Consider the following 17,938-nt stretch of genomic DNA (forward strand, 5'->3'; position numbering starts at 1 on the left):
GCGAGTTGAGAGCCCGGTAGGGTCGCGAGCGATGTATGCTCCCGCCCCCGTCGCGTCCCGTCCGCGGCGCCGCGTCGCCCTCGGCCTCGCCGCGCTGCTGGCCACCCTGCTCGTCGCCGGCTGCGGTGACTCCGGCGGCGAGGCCTCCGTCTGGCAGCCCGGTGCCGGCGGCGGTGGCACCGGCGCGCCGGTGACCGCTGTCGATCCGGAGGGGCCGGCAGCCCCCGCTGACGGCGCCGCGATCTCGCTCTCCGCCACCGGCGACATCATCATGGGTAACGCGCCGAGCCGGCTGCCCGCCGCCGGCGGCAAGGGCTTCTTCACCTCGGTCACCGAGGCGCTCAAGGCCGACCTGGTGATGGGCAACCTGGAGGAGCCGCTGACCGTGGACACCGGCACCGGCAAGTGCGGTGCCAACTCCACACGCTGTTTCCAGTTCCGGGCCCCACCGGAGTACGCCGCCCACCTGCGCGACGCCGGCTTCGACGTGCTCAACCAGGCCAACAACCACGGCAACGACTACGGGCCGAAGGGCTACGAGAACACCCAGCGGGCGCTGGAGAAGTACGACCTGGAGCACACCGGCGCGCCGGGCCAGATCACCGTGGTCGACGTCAAGGGTGTCAGGGTCGCGGTGGCCGGCTTCTCGTCGTACGCCTGGTCCAACAGCCTTGTCGATATCGCCGGGGCGAAGACTGTGGTCGCCAAGGCCGCCACCATGGCCGACCTGGTCGTGGTGCAGGTGCACATGGGTGGCGAGGGTGCGGAGAAGACCCGGGTGAAGCCGGGCACGGAGATGTTCCTGGGCGAGAACCGGGGCGACCCGGTCAAGTTCTCACACGCCATGATCGACGCCGGTGCGGACCTGATCGTCGGGCACGGGCCGCACGTGCTGCGCGGCATGGAGTTCTACCGGGGCCGGCTGATCGCCTACAGCCTCGGCAACTTCGCCGGCGGTGGCAACTCGCTGAGCAACGACGGCCGGCTCGGCTGGGGCGGGGTGCTGAAGGTGTCGCTGAAACCGGACGGCGCCTGGGCCGGTGGCTCGTTCACCTCGACGTACATGAACGACGCCGGTAAGCCGACGATGGACTCGAACGACCGGGGTCTGGGCCTGATCGGCGACCTGAGCCGGAGCGACTTCCCCAGGAGCGGCGCCCGGTTCGACCGGCAGGGAAAGATCTTCCCGCCAGCCGGCGGCTGACCCGCGGAGGAACGTTCGGGGCGCGACGTAGGCTGACCGTCGTGACCAGTAGTCCCCCCGGTGCCAGCGAGACCGACCTCGGGCGCAAACGCCGTGCCCGCAAGATCGGCCGGGTGCTGGCCGAGACGCATCCCGACGCGCACTGCGAGTTGGACCACTCCAGTGCCCTCGAGTTGTCCGTCGCCACGATCCTCTCCGCGCAGTGCACGGACAAGAAGGTCAACGAGGTCACCCCGAAGCTCTTCGCCCGCTACCCGAGCGCCGCCGCGTACGCCGCAGCCGACCGCGGCGAGATGGAGGAGCTGATCCGGCCGACCGGCTTCTACCGGAACAAGACCGACTCGCTGATCAAGCTCGGCCAGGCGCTTCTCGACAGGTACGACGGCAACGTCCCCGGCCGGCTCGCCGACCTGGTGACGCTGCCCGGGATCGGCCGCAAGACCGCCAACGTGATCCTCGGCAACGCCTTCGACGTTCCCGGCATCACCGTCGACACGCACTTCCAGCGGCTGGTCCACAGGTGGCGGCTGACCGACGAGACCGACCCGGTCAAGATCGAGCACGCGGTCGGCGCGCTGTACGACAAGCGTGACTGGACCATGCTGTCGCACCGGATCATCTTCCACGGGCGACGGGTCTGCCACGCCCGTAAACCGGCCTGCGGCGCCTGCACACTCGCGAAGCTCTGCCCCTCGTACGGCACCGGCCCGACCGAGCCGGCCGCCGCCGCGAAGCTGCTCAAGGGTCCTCGGGCGCGCGACCTGGCGGTGGCCGCCGGGGTCGATCCGGAGCTGGTGCCCGCCCAGGCGGTCGCCGCGGAGGTGCCGTGAACCGCCGCCACGGTGCGGGTGCGACGAGCCGCCGCCTCGCCCTGGTGATCCTGCCGCTGCTGCTGACCGTGACCGGCTGCACCAGCGGCACGGCCGACGACGAGCCGGCCCCCGGCCCGGCCGCCGCCGAACGACCCTCGCCGTTCCGGGACTGCGCCACACTGAACACCGCACCCGCCGCCGCATCTCCCGGCGCGGCGACCTCCGGCGCCGCATCTCCCGGCTCGACGCCCTCCAGCGCGGCGGCGCCCGGCACGGCGGCCCCCGCCGGTGGCGGGCAGGCGCTGCCGGAGCTGACGCTGCCCTGCTTCACCGGCGGTGCCCCCGTCGCCCTGCGGGACGTGGCCGGGCCTGCGGTGATCAACGTGTGGGCTTCCTGGTGCGGGCCGTGCCGCACGGAGCTGCCCGCCTTCCAACGGCTCAGCGAGCGGGCCGCCGGACGACTCCAGGTGGTCGGGGTCAACACCCGGGACAGCCGGGACGGCGCGCGGTCCATCGGCGAGGACTTCGGCGTACGGTTCCCGATCCTGGTCGACCAGGGCGACGCGGTGCAACGGGAGTTGCGGCGCAACGCCTTCCCGCTGACCCTGTTCGTCGACGCGCAGGGCCGGATCCGGCACGTGGACGCCACCGGGGCGCTCGACGACGCCCAGCTCGCCAAGCTGGTCCGCCAGCACCTCGGTCTGGTGGTGCCGGCGTGACCCGTCGACCGCCCGAGTGGATCGAGCCCCTGTTGACCCGGCTCGGCACCGCCCGTGCCGAGGACTTCACCCGGCTGACCACCCCGGCCGAGGGCGGTCGGGAGAGCGCCGTGCTGGTGCTGCTCGGTGAGCAGCCCGGCGCCGGGCCCGACGTGCTGGTCCTGCAACGCGCCGCCACCCTGCGTACCCACGCCGGCCAGCCGGCCTTTCCGGGGGGTGCGGCCGACCCGGAGGACGCCGACGTCCGCGCCACCGCCCTGCGGGAGGCGAACGAGGAGGTCGGCCTGGACCCGACCAGCGTGACCGTGCTGGCCGAGCTGCCGAAACTGTGGATCCCGGTCAGTGACTTCGTGGTCACACCGGTGCTGGCCTGGTGGCACGACCCGCACCCGGTGCACCCGCGGGAGCCGGCCGAGGTGGCGCACGTGGCCCGCCTGCCGGTGAGCGAGCTGGTCGACCCGGCCAACCGGCTGCGAGTCCGCCACCCGAGCGGCTGGATCGGTCCGGCGTTCTCGGCGCGCGGGATGCTCGTCTGGGGCTTCACCGCCGGGGTGCTGGCCACCCTCCTGGAGATGGGCGGCTGGGCCCGTCCGTGGCCGCGTGGCCGGGTGGTGGAGCTGCCGCCCAGCGGTGCCACCCCGGCGCCGTCGGCGGGCACCGACGAGGCCGACGAGACAGCCCTGCGCTGACCGCGACCTCACTTTCCGCAAGCGATGGTCATCCGGCGGGCGCACTGCCCGTACGCTTGACCCGTGTCCGTCGTGGATCTGCTGCTGCTCCTGCTCATGCTCCTGTTCGCGATCAGCGGATACCGCCAGGGCTTCGCCATCGGCATCCTGTCGCTCGCCGGGTTCTTCCTGGGTCTCCTGCTGGGTCTCCAGCTCGGGCCGCTGTTCGCCAGGCAGTTCGTGGATCCGGTCGCCCGGGTGCTGATCTCGCTGGTGGTGATCTTCGGGTTGGCCGTGATCGGGCAGGCGCTGGCCGGCTGGCTCGGCTCACGCCTGCGTAAGACGATCACCAGTGACGTGGGCAGGCGGGCCGACGACATCGGCGGGGCCGTCGTCTCACTGCTCGCGGTGCTCCTGTTCGCCTGGCTGATCGCCGTGCCGTTCGGCTCGTCCGCGGTGCCCTGGATCGCCGCGGCGGTGCGCAACAGCGCGCTGATCACGGTGGTCAACCGGGTCCTGCCGAACGAGGCCCACGACCTCACCACGGCGTTGCAGGACACGCTCGACACCGACGGGTTCCCGGACGTCTTCGGTGACCTCGCGCCCACCCGGGCCCGGCAGGTCGACCCGCCCGACCCGGCGCTGGCCGGCTCGCAGGTGGTGGTCAACGGTCAACGGTCGGTCGTCAAGGTGCTCGGCTCCGCGCCCAGTTGCTCACGCCGCATCGAGGGCTCCGGTTTCGTGTACGCCGACGACCGGGTGATGACCAACGCGCACGTCGTCGCCGGCACCCGCTCGGTCGCCGTGGAGCTGGGCGGCGAGCGGTACGACGGCAAGGTGGTGGTCTACGACCCGGACCGGGACCTGGCCGTGCTGCTCGTGCCCGGGTTGCCCGGTCCGTCCCTACGGTTCGCCGCCGGCAACGCGGGCAGCGGCTCGGACGCCATCGTGCTCGGGTTTCCGCTCGACGGCCCCTACAACGCGCAGTCGGCCCGGGTCCGCGACGTCGACCAGATCACCGGACCGGACATCTACTCCGCCAAGGACGTGACCCGGGAGGTCTACACGATCCGGGCGTTGGTCCGCAGCGGCAACTCCGGGGGGCCGTTGCTGTCCGCCAACGGCCTGGTCCTCGGCGTGATCTTCGCGGCGGTGGCCGACGACCCGAACACCGGCTTCGCGGTGACCGCGGCCGAGGCCCGCCCGGTGGCGCTGGCCGGTGCCGAACGCAACCGGCAGGTCGGCACCGGCGAGTGCACCTGACCGCCGAACGGGGTCAGCTAGAGGCGGGCGCGGTTCGTCGCCCGGTCGGCAGCTTCGCCCGGCCCCACCGCAGCCCTCGGTCCAGCACCGCACGGGCCATGATGGCGACGCAGGTGCCGCCGTTGAGGAAGGACGCCACCACGTCGCTCGGGTGGTGCATCCCCCGATACATCCGGGTCAGCGCCACACCCAGCGGCACCATCAGCAGCAGCGTCCACCAGGCGACCTTCGCACCGGTGCTGCGCGCCCGCAGCGCCATCAGCACGGCGATGCCGACATAGAGCGCGACCGCGGCCGAGGTGTGCCCGGAGGGAAAGCTCGACGTGGGCGGCGAGACGTCCATGTGCTCCACCGCCGGTCGCTGCCTGTCGATCGCCAGCGTGGTCAGCAGGAACACCAGCGCCTGGGCGGTCACCGCCGCGCACAGGAACAGCGGCTCCCGCCAGCGGTTCAGCCAGAGCCGCAGCGCCAGCGCCACCAGGACGGTGACCACGACGATCATCTGGGTGCTGGCCAGTGTGCTGAACACCAGCGAGACGGTGTTCCAGCCGTCCGTGCGGTCGCCGGCGAGCTCCCGGTTCACCGTGTCTTCCACGGTGAACGGCCAGGTCCGTACGAATACCCGGGTGACCAGCACCCCGAGCAGCACCATGACGACGAACAGGAGGGACACCGGCAGCAGCACCCGCCGGATGATCTGGACCACGGTGTCGGACATGCGTGCGCCAATACCCGGTGGACCTCGTCGGCACGCCTCAGACCGCCCCGGGGTGCCGCTCGACCTCGGGAGCAACGCCGTCGCGGACCGGCTGGACCGGCCGAAGGCCGGTGTGTGCACGCCAACTGGTGAACGCGGCGGTGGTGGCCGCGACCACCGCCACACCGAGCAGCCAACCGCCGAGCACGTCGCTGGTGAAGTGCACACCGAGCGCCACCCTGCTCAACCCGGTCACCACGGTGAGCAGCAGCACGGCGACCCAGAGCGCGGCCCGCGCCACTCCCCGGCCGACGTACGGCAGGAACACCAGCAGCAGTACCCCGGCGGTCAGGGTGGCGTTCAGCGCGTGCCCGGAGGGGAACGAGTAGCCGGCGGCCCGCGCCACCGGGTCCAACAGCTCCGGGCGGTCCCGGCCGACGAGCAGCTTCAGCAACGGGCCGAACAGCCCACCCACCACCATGGTGGTGGTCACCCAGAGGGCCAGCCGGCGGGCTCCCCGGCGCAGCAACCAGATCACCAGGAGCAGGGTGACGGCCCGCAGCGGCATCGGCGCGAACACCTCGCTCCAGATCCGCATCAGCACGACCCAGGCCGGGTGCTCGTGCGCGTACCCGTGCAGCCCTGCGGTGACCGCCGTGTCCAGCCGGTGCAGCGGTGCCCAGGCGCCGAGCACCAGCAGCGCGAGCAGCGCGAAAGGCACAAGCACCAGGAAGGCCGCCGTCGCGGCCAGGGTCAGCCGCAGCCCCAGCGGATGGTCCGGGTCGAGTCGGCGGTGCCGCCAGGTCGGGTGTCGGGCGGTGCCGAGAGTACGTGGGCCGGGCGCGTTCATGCGAACCGTTCTACCCCACCGATCGGCCGGTCAGCCCTCGGTCAACGGGACCGCTGACGGAGTCGGCGCACCAGCAGGGTGGCGCCGCCGGTCAGCGCGACGAAGAGCACGAGCCCGGTCCACAGTTGCTCCGGTGCCGACGTGTCCTGGCCACCTGCCGCCCGGGCCCTCCACCGGGTCTGCTGATGGGGGGCGGCGAGACCGAGCGGATCGCTGCCGGCGCCGGCCACCGAGGCGTCGGCCGAGCCGGGAGCCGCGCCGAAGCCAGTCACACCCGGCGACGTCTGGTCGTCCAGCGGGTTGGCGGTCACCGGCGGCACCTGGGCGGTCAACGCGGCAACCGGGTCGACCATCCCGTACCCGAAGCGGTCGTCCCGACCGGTCGGACCGAGATCCCGGGCGGTGGCCAGCAAGCGGTTGACCACCTCACCCGCGGGCATCTGCGGAAAGCGGGACCGGACCAGCGCGGCGGTGGCCGCCACCAGCGGTGCGGCGAAGCTGGTGCCCTGCACCCGCCAGTACCCGCTCGGGGGTTTGGCGCCGACCAGCCCGGTGGCGGGAGCGCTGAGCACCGTCGGCCGGCCGGTGATCGAGCCGGACCACAGGTTCTCGCTGCTGCGCTCCAGGCCGGTGACCGCGACGACGCCCGGCTCACGGGCCGGATACCAGACCTTGGTGCTGGTGGAGGTGGCCAGGTTGCCGGTGCAGGCGATGACGACCACGTCCCGGACGAACGCGTAGTCCAGGGCCGCCGCCAGGGCCGGGCTGTCGCCACTGCCGCCCAACGACAGGTTGATCACGCGAGCTCCGTGGTCGACCGCCCAGCGAACCCCCTGGGCGACGATCAGCGCGTCGTCGTAGCGATTGTCCTCATCGAGCACCCGGACCGGCAGGATCCGCGCGTCCGGCGCGAGGCCGACCACGCCCCGCTTGTCGTCCTTGCGGCCGGCGATCAGGCCGGCGACAGTCGTACCGTGCCCCACCGGATCCGGGCCCGGACCCCCGGCGGGGCCGACCAGATCCTGACCGGGCAGCACCTGACCGACCAGGTCGGGATGACTGCCGTCCACCCCGGAGTCGACCACGGCGACTGTCACGCCCCGGCCGGTCGAGCTGCGCCAGGCGGTCTCGGCCTGCAACTCGTCGAGCTGCCACTGCTCGTCGCGGACCTGGTCGGTGCGGGCGACGGTGTCGCCGGGGGCGAACGCCAGCGGCGCGCCGGCAAGCTGCCCGCCACGGCTGGGCGCGGTGACGGGCACGGCCGCCGCGGTCGGCGCCACGACGGTGAGCGCCGCGGCCACACCGAGCAACGCCCGGACGGTCGCCCGTCGGGCCGCCGACGGACCGCTGTGCCGCACCCCTGTCACATCCCCAGCCATTCATCCCGACGGAACCATGACGATCGGAGATTACCGGTTTCCCCACCCGTCACGGGAAGAACCGGCGAGTCAGGTCACTGCGGCGGCAGTTGTGCGAGCTGAACAAGGCGTACGCCCTCCCGTCGGGTGACCAGCCGACCACGCCCCGGCGGCAGCGGCCCCGGCCGCACCGGGCCGACGAGTGCACCCTCCTCCGGGCTGCCCGCCATCACCAGACCGGCGGTGGAGAGTTCCCGCAGCCGCTGCACGATCGGCTCGTACTGGGCGCGGCCCGCACCACCGGACCGGCGGGCCAGCACCAGGTGCAGCCCGACGTCCCGCGCGTGCGGCAGGTGCTCCTCCAACGCGCGCAGCGGGTTGGCCGGCCCGGCCGCCACCAGGTCGTAGTCGTCCACCAGCACGAACAGCTCCGGCCCGGACCACCAGGACCGGTCCCGCAGCTGCTGCGGGGTGACCTCCGGCCCCGGAGTCCGCCGCTCCAGGTAACCGGCGGCCGACTCGACCAGGTCGCCGGTGTGCGCCGCGGCGGTGCCGTACCCGATCAGGTGCGGCGTCTCGATGGCACCGAGCAGGCTGCGCCGGTAGTCGACAAGGATCACCCGGGCCTGCTCGGGAGTGAACCGGGTGATGATCGACGTGGCCAGCGCCCGCAGGAACGACGACTTGCCGCACTCCGAGTCCCCGAAGACCACGAAGTGTGGCTCGGTGGCGAAGTCGAGCACCACCGGACGCAGGTCCGCCTCCGCGATCCCGATCGGCAACCGCAGCCCGCTCGTCGCGGCGAGGTCCAGATCGGCGTACGGCAGCACCGGCGGGAGCAGCCGGACCCGGGGCGCCCGCGGGCCGTCCCAACTGCCGGCGACCCGCTTGACCAGATCGGCGGTGTCCCCGCTGCCGGTGAGGTGGGGCAGCGCGGTGAGGAAGTGCAGGCCCTCCGCGGTCACCCCCCGACCCGAGCGCTCCGGCACGTTGGCGGCGGCACGCCGGGCCACCAACGAGTCGGACGGGTCACCGAGGCGCAGCTCCAGCCGCGAGCCGAACAGGTCCCGGATCGCCGGACGGAAGTCCAGCCAGCGCAGCGCGGTGGCGACCACGTGCAGCCCGTACGACAGGCCCCGGGTGGCCAGGTCGGTGACCAGCGGTTCCAGGTCGTCGTACTCGCCGCGGACCGTACTCCAACCGTCGATCACCAGGAACACGTCGCCGAAGGGATCGGCCCCGGGCTGGCCTGTCGTTCCCGCCGCGGCCCGGCGCTGCCGGTACCCGGCCATCGACTCCACGCCCAGCTCCGCGAAGCGGCGTTCCCGATCGGCCAGCAGGGTGGTCATCTCGCCGACGGTCCGTCGTACGGCGGTCGGGTCGGCCCGGCCGGTCACCCCGCCCACGTGCGGAAGGTCGCGCAGCGCGGCCAACCCGCCGCCTCCGAAGTCGAGGCAGTAGACCTGCACCTCGGCCGGGGTGTGGGTGAGCGCCAACGCGCAGATCAGCGTGCGCAGGGCTGTGGACTTGCCGCTCTGCGGCGCACCGACCACCGCGACGTGCCCGGCGGCGCCGTCCAACACCAGCCAGAGCAGGTCCCGGCGCTGCTCCAACGGCTTGTCGACGACGGCGAGCGGCACGCCGAGCGCGCCGTGCAGCTCCGGGTTGCCCACGGTTAGCCCACGCTTCGGGTCCACCTCGACCGGGCCGAGCAGCTCGTCCAGGGCCGGCGGCTGACCGAGCGGCGGGAGCCAGACCTGGTGCGCCGGCGGGCCCTGCCCGACGAGCCGGTCCACCAGCAGGTCGAGCAGGGTCTCCCGGTCCTCCTCCTCCGCCACGACGGGCACGACCGGGGTCGCCGGCTCGGGCACCGGCACGACGTGGGTGGTGAAGGTGAGCAGCCGGGCGCCGCCCTCGGCGGTGACACCGGCCGTCGCGGACCGCCGGCGGACGACACCGGAGACGTACGCGGCCTTGAACCGGGCCAGCGGGTCGGTGCCGGCGCGCAGGTAGCCGTGCCCCGGCGACCGGGGCAGCTCGTGCGCGTCCGGCACCCCGAGCACGGTGCGCGACTCCAACGCGGAGAAGGTACGCAGACCGATGCGATAGGAGAGATGGGTGTCCAGCCCGCGCAGCCGTCCCTCCTCCAGCCGCTGGCTGGCGAGCAGCAGGTGCACGCCGAGCGACCGGCCCAGCCGGCCGATCTGCACGAACAGGTCGATGAAGTCGGGCTTGGCGGAGAGCAGTTCGGAGAACTCGTCGCAGATCAGCAGCAGCGACGGCAGCGGAGCCAGTGGACTGCCGGCCGCCCGGGCTCGCTCGTAGTCGCGCACGCTGGCGAAGTTGCCGGCGCGGCGCAGCAACTCCTGGCGGCGGACCAGCTCCCCGTTGATCGCGTCGACCATCCGGTCGACCAGGGGCAACGCGTCGGCCAGGTTCGTGATCACGGCCGCGGTGTGCGGCAGCCGGTCGAACGAGGCGAAGGTGGCGCCACCCTTGAAGTCGACGAGCACGAAGTTGAGCTGTTCCGAGCTGTGCGTGGCGGCCAGCCCCAGCACCAGCGTGCGCAGCAACTCGGACTTGCCGGAGCCGGTCGCCCCGATGAGCAGGCCGTGCGGGCCCATCCCGTCCTGGGCGGACTCCTTGAGATCCAGTTCGATGGCGCCGCCGTCCGCGCCCACCCCGATCGGCACCCGCAGCCGGTCCCGTGCCGAGCGCGGCAACCAGCCCTGCTCAGCGGTGAAGCTCTCCGGGTCACCGAGCCCGAGTAGTTCGGGAAGACCCAGGTCGGCCTGGAGCGGGGCGTCCGGTCCGCGTGCCGCCCCGGCGAGCCGCAGTGGCGCCAACCGCCGGGCGATCGCCTCGGCGTCGGCGAGGTCGAGCTGGTCGGCGGTGCCCACCTCGGCGTGCCCGTCGGACGACCACGAGTGCAGCCGTCGGCCGTGCAACTCCAGCAACAACGCGTACCTGTCGAGCAGCCGAGGTGGCGGGGTGTCCAGGTCCAGCACGGTGACCGCGTCGATGCCGCCGTCACCGGTCAGGTCACTGGCGCCGGTCAGGTCGCCGCCGTCGAGGACCACCACCACGTGCGGGCCGTCGGTGGCCGGACCGGCCGGGCTGAACCGCGACCGACTGGCCAGCACGTCGGCCAGCAGCCGCTCCAACTCGGCGGCGGAGCTGGTGACCAGGCGTACCGGGCCGAGCGCGTCGGTGCGGCTCGGATGGTGCGCGTGCGGGAGCCACTTCACCCACTCCCAGCAGGCCCGGCGTTCGGGCCCGGCGCAGACCGCGACGAGCAGTTCGTCGGGGGCGTGGAAGACCGCGAGCTGGGTCAGCACGGCCCGGACCAGCGACTGCGTCGCCGGGTCGCCGGTGGGTGGCCCGCCGGTGGCCGGGGTGCCGCCCCCGCTCCGGCCGGCGGGCCGCACGTGCACCCGGGCGAAGCTGCGCAACGACAGGGCCACCGGCAGGTCCGGCACGACGGAGTACGCGTCCAGGAAGCGGCGCAGCGCGCCGGCGGTCATCGGCTCCAGCTCCTCCAACGGCCGGGTGACCGGTGGGACGAGCGGGGTGGCCAGGGTCTGCGGACCGACGGCGACCCGCACCACCGCGAAGTCCGGGTCGGCGGGCCGCCGCTCCCAGACCCGGTGACTGTCCACCGTCGACCAGAGCCCGCCCGGGTCCGGGTGCCGGTAGTAGAGCCCGGCCCGCTGCTGTCCCGCGGTGCGGCGGACCCGCCGCCGCAGCGTGGCCAGGTGGCGCAGGTACTCCCTGCGGGCGGCCATCATCTCGGACTTCTTCGGTGTGCCGGAGGCGCTGCCCCAGGAGGTCACCAGCATCGCCAGCGAGGAGAGCCCGAACATCCCACCCACCACGTACGAGTAGGCGCCGCCGCCCCGGCCGAACATCATCGCCATCGCCACCGTGCCCCCGAGCATCGGCAGCACCATGAGCATCTGCTGCCACCGCCCGCCGGCCACCACGGGGATCTCCGGCGGCGCCTCGACCGGCAGCTCACCGGCGGGGATCTCCGGCGCCGGTCGACGGGGCGGGCGCTTGATGACGACGGTGGACAACCGGCCTCCTGACAGCGCTGGGTAACCCGAACCGGACTCATGGTAGGTAAAGTCCTGTCGTCCGCGCAGCCTCCGATCCCCCTCGATATGGAGACCAGTCGATGACTACCGGGCTGGCCCGCGTCACCATCAGCGCGCCGCAACGACGGGTGGACGTCGCCCTGCCGGAGCAGGTGCCCCTGGCCGAGTTGCTGCCCGACGTGCTCCGACACGCCGGTGTCGGGCTCGCCGACGACGGCGAACAGCACGGTGGGTGGGTCCTCCGCCGCACCGACGGCGCGCTGCTGACGACCGCGCAGGCGCTGCTGCCCCAGGGCGTCCGCGACGGTGAGGTGCTGCACCTCGTGCCGGCCCGCGCGCACTGGCCAGAGCTGGAGTACGACGACGTGGTCGAGGCGATCGCCGACGGTGCCCGCCGCCGTGGCGGGGCCTGGTCGCCCACCGCCACCCGGGCCGCCGGTCTGGCCGGTGCCGCCGTACCGCTCTCCGTCGGGCTGCTCGCCCTGCTCGTCGGCGGCCCCGCGCACCGGGCCGGCTGGCTGGCGGCCACCGTGGTGGCGCTGCTGCTCACCGTCGCTGGCACGGTGGCCTCCCGCGCCAACGGCGACGGCACCGCCGGGGCGACGCTCGGAGGCTACGCGCTGCCGTACGCGTTCATGGCCGGCGCCCTCGCGGTCGGCTCCGGCGACCCGGTCGGGCCCTTCGGGCCGGCCCGCTGGCTGGGCGCACCCGAGCTGCTGGCCGGTTCGGTGGCGCTGCTGCTGGTGGCGCTGATCGGCCTGCTCGGGGTGGCCAGCCGACTGCGGGTCTTCGTGGCCGGTGTCACGGTCGGCCTGCTCGGCGCCGGGGCGGCGCTCGGTGGGCTGCTGCTGACCCCGGCCGGCACGGCGGCGGTGCTGCTCAGTGCACTTGTCTTCGCCATCGGCGTGCTACCGCTGCTGGCCATCCGGCTGGGCAAGTTGCCCCTGCCGCCGATCACCCTGCCGACCTCGACCCCCACCGAAGGGCCGCAACGGGCCCGGGACCTGCCGGACCGGAGCCGGGTGCACGCCGCGGTGACCCGCACCGAGGAGGTGCTCACCGGGATGCTGATCGGGCACGCGCTGCTGGCGGTGGCCGCGGCGGCCGTACTCGGTGTCGCCGGCGCGACGGCCGGCCGGGTGCTGCTGGCGGTCACCTCGGCCGTGCTGCTGCTGCGGTCGCGGTTGTTCGTGGCACTGCGGCACCGGGTGCCGACGGTGCTCGCCGGGCTGGCCGGCTACGCCGTGCTGGGCGCGGTGCTCGTCGACCGGGCCGACGACGCCGGGCGACTGGCGCTGGTCCTGGGCGGTGCGGTGCTGGCCCTGGTGGCTGCCGCCGGCGGCACCGGATACGCCCGCCGGCCGGTCTCGCCGTACCTCGGGAGGGTCGCGGACCTCACCGACACGGCCCTGGTGGTCGCCGTGGTGCCGATCGCGTGCGCGGTGCTCGACCTGTACGACCGGGCCCGGGGGCTGCTCGGTTGAGCGGCCCCCGGGCCCGGTGCGTCAGCGGTCGTCAGTGGGCGGATTCGCCGCGCGCCTCGGCGTCGCGGGCCCGCTGGTAGGAGGCGTGGATCTCGGCCTCGGCCTCGGTGCGGCCGACCCAGGTCGCGCCCTCCACCGACTTGCCGGGCTCCAGGTCCTTGTACACCTCGAAGAAGTGCTGGATCTCCAGCCGGTCGAACTCGCCGAGGTGGTGGATGTCGCGCAGGTGCTCCTGGCGAGGGTCCTCGTAGGGCACGCAGAGGACCTTGTCGTCCCCGCCCTTCTCGTCGGTCATCCGGAACATGCCGATGGTGCGGCAGCGGATCAGACAGCCCGGGAAGGTCGGCTCGGGGACGAGCACCAGCGCGTCCAGCGGATCGCCGTCCTCGCCCAGAGTGCCCTCGATGAACCCGTAGTCGGCCGGGTACTGAGTGGAGGTGAAGAGGGTGCGGTCCAGCCGGATCCGGCCGGTCTTGTGGTCCACCTCGTACTTGTTCCGGTGACCCTTGGGGATCTCAACCGTCACGTCGAAATCCATCTGCACGCTCCCTCGTCTGCCCACGCTGGCTAACGGAACCACTGGCGGCCCCTCCGGACAGGTGAATGCCCACCCGCCGACTCCGGCCGCCGCATAGTCTTCGGACCGAAGTAGTGTCACCCAAGCCGATTTTCGCTGGGGGAGGAGGGGGTCGTGGGGAGGGAAGATTCACACTACCGCCCGGACGGGGGCTCCGCGCACGGTACCGGACGATCCGGATCCGGTGGCGCCACGGGGAGGGTTCCGGTGCCGGAGGCCCACCTGCCACGGACTCCCGAGCCAGCGACCCCGGCCCCCGAGCCAACCCCGCCGCTGCCCTGGCGCCCGCCGACCGGCTCGCCCCCACCCGCCCCGAACACCGGCCGCTTCCCGGTGGTCGGCGGTGACCGGCCGACGAGCGGCCCGCCGCGCGGCAGCGCAGCCGTCCCAGTGCGCCCGGCTCTGCCCGGCCCGACCTCGGGTGGTCCGTCGCGTGGCAGCGCGTCGGTGCCGGTGAGCCCGGCTCCGCCCGGCGCGTGGCCTGGCCCGACCGCCGGTGGCGCCGATGTCCCACCGCTGGGTCCGCCGATCTCCGCGTTGCCCTCGCCCGCCGGTGCCGCGCCGGCACCCGCGCCCGCCGCCCCGGCTCGTCGGCGGCGGCTGCCGGTGGTGTTGGCCGTCGTGCTGCTGTTGGTGCTCGCCGGCGTCGGCGTCGTCGTCGTCCGACCTGGTCCGGTCGCCGGATGGCTGGGCGACGACGCCGGGTCGGCGCCGAACGCGGCCGGCGTGACCCCGGAGCCGGACCCGGCCGACGTGCTGCCCGGCCCGGACCCGAACGCCGCGCTGCCCACCCCGGACGGGGTTCGTGCCGTCCTCGACCCGCTGGTCGGGGTTGCTGCCCTGGGCCCTCGGGTGAACGTCTCGGTGGCCGATGTCATCTCCGGCCAGACGCTGTTCGGCAAGGGGGCGGACGACGGCACCGTGCCCGCCTCGGTGACCAAGCTGGCGACGGCGGTGACGGCGCTGGCCGCCCGAGGACCGGGCTACCGGATCCCCACCCGCGCGGTGGCCGGCGCGAAGGCCGGCGAGGTGGTGATCATCGGTGGCGGCGATCCCACCCTCGCGATCAACAAGAAGGGCTACTACCCGGGCGCGGCGCGGCTCGACGATCTGGCCGCCCAGGTGCGTACGGCGCTCGGCGGCACGGCCCCGACCAGTGTCACCGTCGACGGTTCGGTCTACTCCGGCCCGGTCTACGGCCCGGGCTGGGACGACGACATCCCCACCGGCGGGTCCGGCGGCGCGGTGACGGCGTTGATGACCGACGGCGCTCGCCGGGACCCGGGTGTCGCACACGGCGCCGCGGAGCGGTTCGCCGAGCCGGACCTGGCCGCCGGTAAGTCGTTCGCGCGGCTGCTGGGTGTGCCTTCCGACGCCGTGAAGCGTGGCACGGCCCCGGCACCCGCCGCGGCCGGTGGCACCCCGGCGGCGGGCACCGAGCTGGGGGTGGTGCTGTCTCCGCCGATGATCCGGCTGGTCGACATCATGATCAGCGAGAGTGACAACCTGGTGGCCGAGGCGCTGGCCCGTCAGGTCGCGTTGGCCCGTAACCAGCCGGCCTCGTACGACGGCGGCGCTGCCGCGATGGACGCGGAGGTGGCCGAGCTGGGCCTGCCCGCCGACGAGATCACCCTCTCTGACGGCAGCGGTTTGTCCCGCAACAACCGGATCAGCCCGTCGTTGCTGACCGACCTGATCCGCCTCGCGGCGAGCCCGGACCATCCGGAGTTGGCAGGCGTCTTCGGCGGTCTGCCGGTGGGCGGCTGGTCCGGGACTCTGGACGAGCGCTACCGCAACACCGCCGGCACCGCCGCCGGAGCGGGGAGCGTCCGGGCGAAGACCGGCACACTGACCGCCGTGCACTCCATCGCGGGCCTGGTCACCACCGCCGATGGTCGGCTACTCACCTTCGCGGTGCTCACCGACAAGGTGCCGGGCGAGAAGGAAACGGCCCAACCGGCGCTGGACCGGATCGCCGCCGCACTGGCGAGCTGCGGCTGCCGCTGACCGGCACCGCCCCGACGGGGCCTCCGGCCCCCTCGGGGCCGCCAGCGCCGTCGATCGGCGGCGCGAGCCCGGGCCGGGGTGTCGCGGCGCGGGTACGGTGGGTCCATGGCGCAGTTCGTGGACTGGGATCTGGCCGCCGCCACCGCGGGGGCGTTGAGCAAGTCGGGCCCCCGGGTGTCGTATGCCGAGGCTACCGACGTGGTCGGCGACCTGCGCCGACTGACCGACGAGGCGGCCGGGCACGTGGCCGACTACACGGGGCTGCGGGCGCAGGTGGCGCATCCGCCGGTCCGGGTGGTCGACAGGCGTGACTGGGCCGCGACAAACATCGCCGGTCTTCGCGAGGTGATCACTCCGCTGGTGAGCCGGCTGTCCGGCGACAAGCAGCCGGGCGCGTTGACCGAGGCGGTCGGCTCCCGGCTGACCGGGGTGCAGGCCGGCACGGTGCTGGCCTACCTCTCCGGCCGGGTGCTCGGGCAGTACGAGGTCTTCTCGGCCGACCCGGGTCAACTACTGCTGGTCGCCCCGAACATCGTCGAGGTGGAACGCAAGCTCGGTGCCGACCCACGGGACTTCCGGCTCTGGGTGTGCCTGCACGAGGTCACCCACCGGACCCAGTTCACCGCCGTCCCGTGGATGCGGGGCTACTTCCTGGGCGAGGTGCAGGCGTTCGTCGACGCCTCGTCCAGCGGGAGCGAACACCTGGTCGAGCGGCTGCGGCGCGGGGTGGCCACGCTGTCCGAGGCGGTCCGTGACCCGGAGAGCCGCACCAGCGTGCTGGACATCGTGCAGACCCCGGCGCAGCGGGCCGTGCTGGACCGGCTCACCGCGTTGATGACCCTGCTGGAGGGGCACGCCGAGTTCGTCATGGACGGCGTCGGCCCGCAGGTGATCCCGAGCGTGGGACAGATCCGGGCGTCGTTCAACCGACGCCGGGAGGCGGGTAACCCGCTGGAGAAAGCCATCCGCCGACTGCTCGGGGTGGACGTCAAGATGCGCCAGTACGCCGAGGGACGCAAGTTCGTGCACGGCGTGGTGGAGCGGGTCGGCATGGACGGGTTCAACTCGATCTTCAACTCGCCGCTCACGCTGCCCCGGTTGTCCGAGTTGGGTGACCCGGATGCCTGGGTGGCCCGGGTGCACGGCCCGGCCGGCACCGTTCCGGCCGCTGGCTGATTTCCCAGCGGTGGCCGCGCTCGCCCCGCCAGTGGCCGCGATCCGGGTGGCGGTTCGTCGCGCCCTGACCGGCCTGCCGGCCGGCGGGCCGGTGCTTGTCGCCTGCTCCGGCGGAGCCGACTCGCTTGCCCTCGCGGCGGCCGCCGCGTTCGTGGCGCCACGGCTGGGCCGCGCCGCACTGCTCGTCACTGTCGACCACGACCTGCAGGTCGGCTCGGCGGAGCGTGCCGAGGCGGTGGCCGCCTGGGCCGCCGATTTCGGTTTCGCGTCGACGACAGTGGTGCGGGTGGACGTGGCCGGGCGTCCGGGCGGGCCGGAGGCGGCGGCCCGGGAGGCGCGTTACGAGGCGCTGACCGAGGTGGCCCGGCAGCAGAACGCCGTCGCGGTGCTCACCGGCCACACCCGCGACGACCAGGCGGAGACGGTGCTGCTGGCGCTCGCCCGGGGTGCCGGCCCACGGGGGCTGGCCGGAATGCCGGCCCGGCGGGACCTGGGCGGGGTGCCGCTGCTACGCCCGCTGTTGGAGATCGGTCGGGAGCAGACCCGCGCCGCGTGTGCCGTGCTCGGGCTGAGCCCGTGGCAGGATCCGCACAACACCGACCCGTCGTACGCCCGCTCCCGGGTGCGGGCCGACCTGCTGCCGGCGCTGGTGCGGGCGCTCGGGCCCGGCGTGGTGGACAACCTCGCGCGTACCGCCGGGTTGGTGGCGGCCGACAACGCCGCGCTCGACGAGGTGGCGGCGGCGGCGCTGGCTGCGGCACGGTGCCCCGACGGAGGGCTCTCCGTGCCCGCGCTGGCCGGTCTGGCCCCCGCGGTGCGTGGTCGGGTGCTGCACTCCTGGGCGCGTGAGCTGGGTGCCTCGCCGGGAGTGCTGTCGCACCGGCACGTCAACGCCCTGGACGCCCTGGTCACCGACTGGCACGGCCAGGGTCCGACCGATCTGCCCGGGGGTCTTCGGGTGCTCCGCCGCGGCGGCCGACTGTCGCCGCTGAGCCCCGGCTGATCCGCCGCCGGTCGACGCCTCGA

At 73.7% G+C, this 17,938-nt stretch carries 14 protein-coding genes; 9 read left to right on the top strand and 5 right to left on the bottom strand.

The features are described from left to right. Positions 1 to 31 precede the first annotated feature (31 nt). The 5 genes from AB0B57_RS27070 to AB0B57_RS27090 all read left to right on the top strand — a co-directional run bounded on the left by AB0B57_RS27070 (position 32) and on the right by AB0B57_RS27090 (position 4,666). Positions 32 to 1,204, top strand: coding sequence for a CapA family protein (locus tag AB0B57_RS27070; RefSeq protein WP_357075539.1), 1,173 nt, complete (start codon positions 32 to 34; stop codon positions 1,202 to 1,204). 41 nt (positions 1,205 to 1,245) lie between these two features. Next, positions 1,246 to 2,034 (top strand): endonuclease III, encoded by a 789-nt coding sequence (gene nth / locus AB0B57_RS27075; protein ID WP_357075542.1) that lies wholly within the window; start codon positions 1,246 to 1,248, stop codon positions 2,032 to 2,034. Next, complete coding sequence (locus AB0B57_RS27080) at positions 2,031 to 2,735, top strand: TlpA disulfide reductase family protein (RefSeq protein WP_357075545.1); 705 nt, start codon at positions 2,031 to 2,033, stop codon at positions 2,733 to 2,735. The genes nth and AB0B57_RS27080 overlap by 4 nt, the downstream gene beginning before the upstream one ends. Continuing rightward, positions 2,732 to 3,424 carry a CoA pyrophosphatase gene (locus tag AB0B57_RS27085; RefSeq protein WP_357075548.1) on the top strand — a complete coding sequence of 231 codons (693 nt, stop codon included), beginning with the start codon at positions 2,732 to 2,734 and terminating at the stop codon, positions 3,422 to 3,424. The genes AB0B57_RS27080 and AB0B57_RS27085 overlap by 4 nt, the downstream gene beginning before the upstream one ends. A gap of 63 nt (positions 3,425 to 3,487) precedes the next feature. Beyond that, complete coding sequence (locus AB0B57_RS27090; RefSeq protein WP_357075551.1) at positions 3,488 to 4,666, top strand: MarP family serine protease; 1,179 nt, start codon at positions 3,488 to 3,490, stop codon at positions 4,664 to 4,666. 13 nt (positions 4,667 to 4,679) lie between these two features. On the opposite strand, the gene AB0B57_RS27095 is transcribed toward AB0B57_RS27090, so the two are convergent. The 4 genes from AB0B57_RS27095 to eccCa all read right to left on the bottom strand — a co-directional run bounded on the left by AB0B57_RS27095 (position 4,680) and on the right by eccCa (position 11,647). Next, entirely contained in the window at positions 4,680 to 5,384 is a 705-nt protein-coding gene (locus AB0B57_RS27095; RefSeq protein WP_357075554.1) for a phosphatase PAP2 family protein, read from the bottom strand. Between the two features lie 37 nt (positions 5,385 to 5,421). After that, positions 5,422 to 6,213 carry a phosphatase PAP2 family protein gene (locus AB0B57_RS27100; RefSeq protein ID WP_357075557.1) on the bottom strand — a complete coding sequence of 264 codons (792 nt, stop codon included), beginning with the start codon at positions 6,211 to 6,213 and terminating at the stop codon, positions 5,422 to 5,424. Positions 6,214 to 6,254: 41 nt separating this feature from the next. Further along, positions 6,255 to 7,592, bottom strand: coding sequence for a type VII secretion-associated serine protease mycosin (mycP, locus tag AB0B57_RS27105; RefSeq protein WP_357075560.1), 1,338 nt, complete (start codon positions 7,590 to 7,592; stop codon positions 6,255 to 6,257). 74 nt (positions 7,593 to 7,666) lie between these two features. Then, the gene (gene eccCa / locus AB0B57_RS27110) at positions 7,667 to 11,647 is read right to left on the bottom strand and encodes a type VII secretion protein EccCa (protein WP_357075563.1); all 3,981 of its coding nucleotides are present in this window, start codon (positions 11,645 to 11,647) and stop codon (positions 7,667 to 7,669) included. A gap of 101 nt (positions 11,648 to 11,748) precedes the next feature. On the opposite strand from eccCa, the gene eccD reads away from it, so the two are divergent. After that, on the top strand, positions 11,749 to 13,152 hold the full coding sequence (gene eccD, locus AB0B57_RS27115; protein ID WP_357075566.1) for a type VII secretion integral membrane protein EccD: 1,404 nt from the start codon (positions 11,749 to 11,751) through the stop codon (positions 13,150 to 13,152). A 31-nt stretch (positions 13,153 to 13,183) separates the two neighbouring features. Here eccD and AB0B57_RS27120 read toward each other — a convergent pair whose 3' ends face one another. Next, positions 13,184 to 13,690: an inorganic diphosphatase gene (locus AB0B57_RS27120; RefSeq protein ID WP_109816465.1), complete on the bottom strand. Its 507-nt coding sequence runs from the start codon at positions 13,688 to 13,690 to the stop codon at positions 13,184 to 13,186. Positions 13,691 to 14,266: 576 nt separating this feature from the next. Between AB0B57_RS27120 and dacB the strand changes: the two genes are divergently transcribed. The 3 genes from dacB (at position 14,267) to tilS (ending at position 17,915) form a co-directional block, all read left to right on the top strand. Beyond that, positions 14,267 to 15,736, top strand: a complete 1,470-nt coding sequence (gene dacB, locus AB0B57_RS27125) for a D-alanyl-D-alanine carboxypeptidase/D-alanyl-D-alanine-endopeptidase (protein ID WP_357075589.1) — start codon at positions 14,267 to 14,269, stop codon at positions 15,734 to 15,736. Between the two features lie 105 nt (positions 15,737 to 15,841). After that, on the top strand, positions 15,842 to 16,912 hold the full coding sequence (locus AB0B57_RS27130) for a zinc-dependent metalloprotease (protein ID WP_357075570.1): 1,071 nt from the start codon (positions 15,842 to 15,844) through the stop codon (positions 16,910 to 16,912). A 10-nt stretch (positions 16,913 to 16,922) separates the two neighbouring features. Further along, on the top strand, positions 16,923 to 17,915 hold the full coding sequence (gene tilS, locus AB0B57_RS27135; RefSeq protein ID WP_357075573.1) for a tRNA lysidine(34) synthetase TilS: 993 nt from the start codon (positions 16,923 to 16,925) through the stop codon (positions 17,913 to 17,915). The last annotated feature ends 23 nt before the right edge of the window (positions 17,916 to 17,938 follow it).

This window comes from Micromonospora sp. NPDC049101 (genome assembly GCF_040648675.1).
Taxonomy (GTDB): Bacteria; Actinomycetota; Actinomycetes; order Mycobacteriales; family Micromonosporaceae; genus Micromonospora.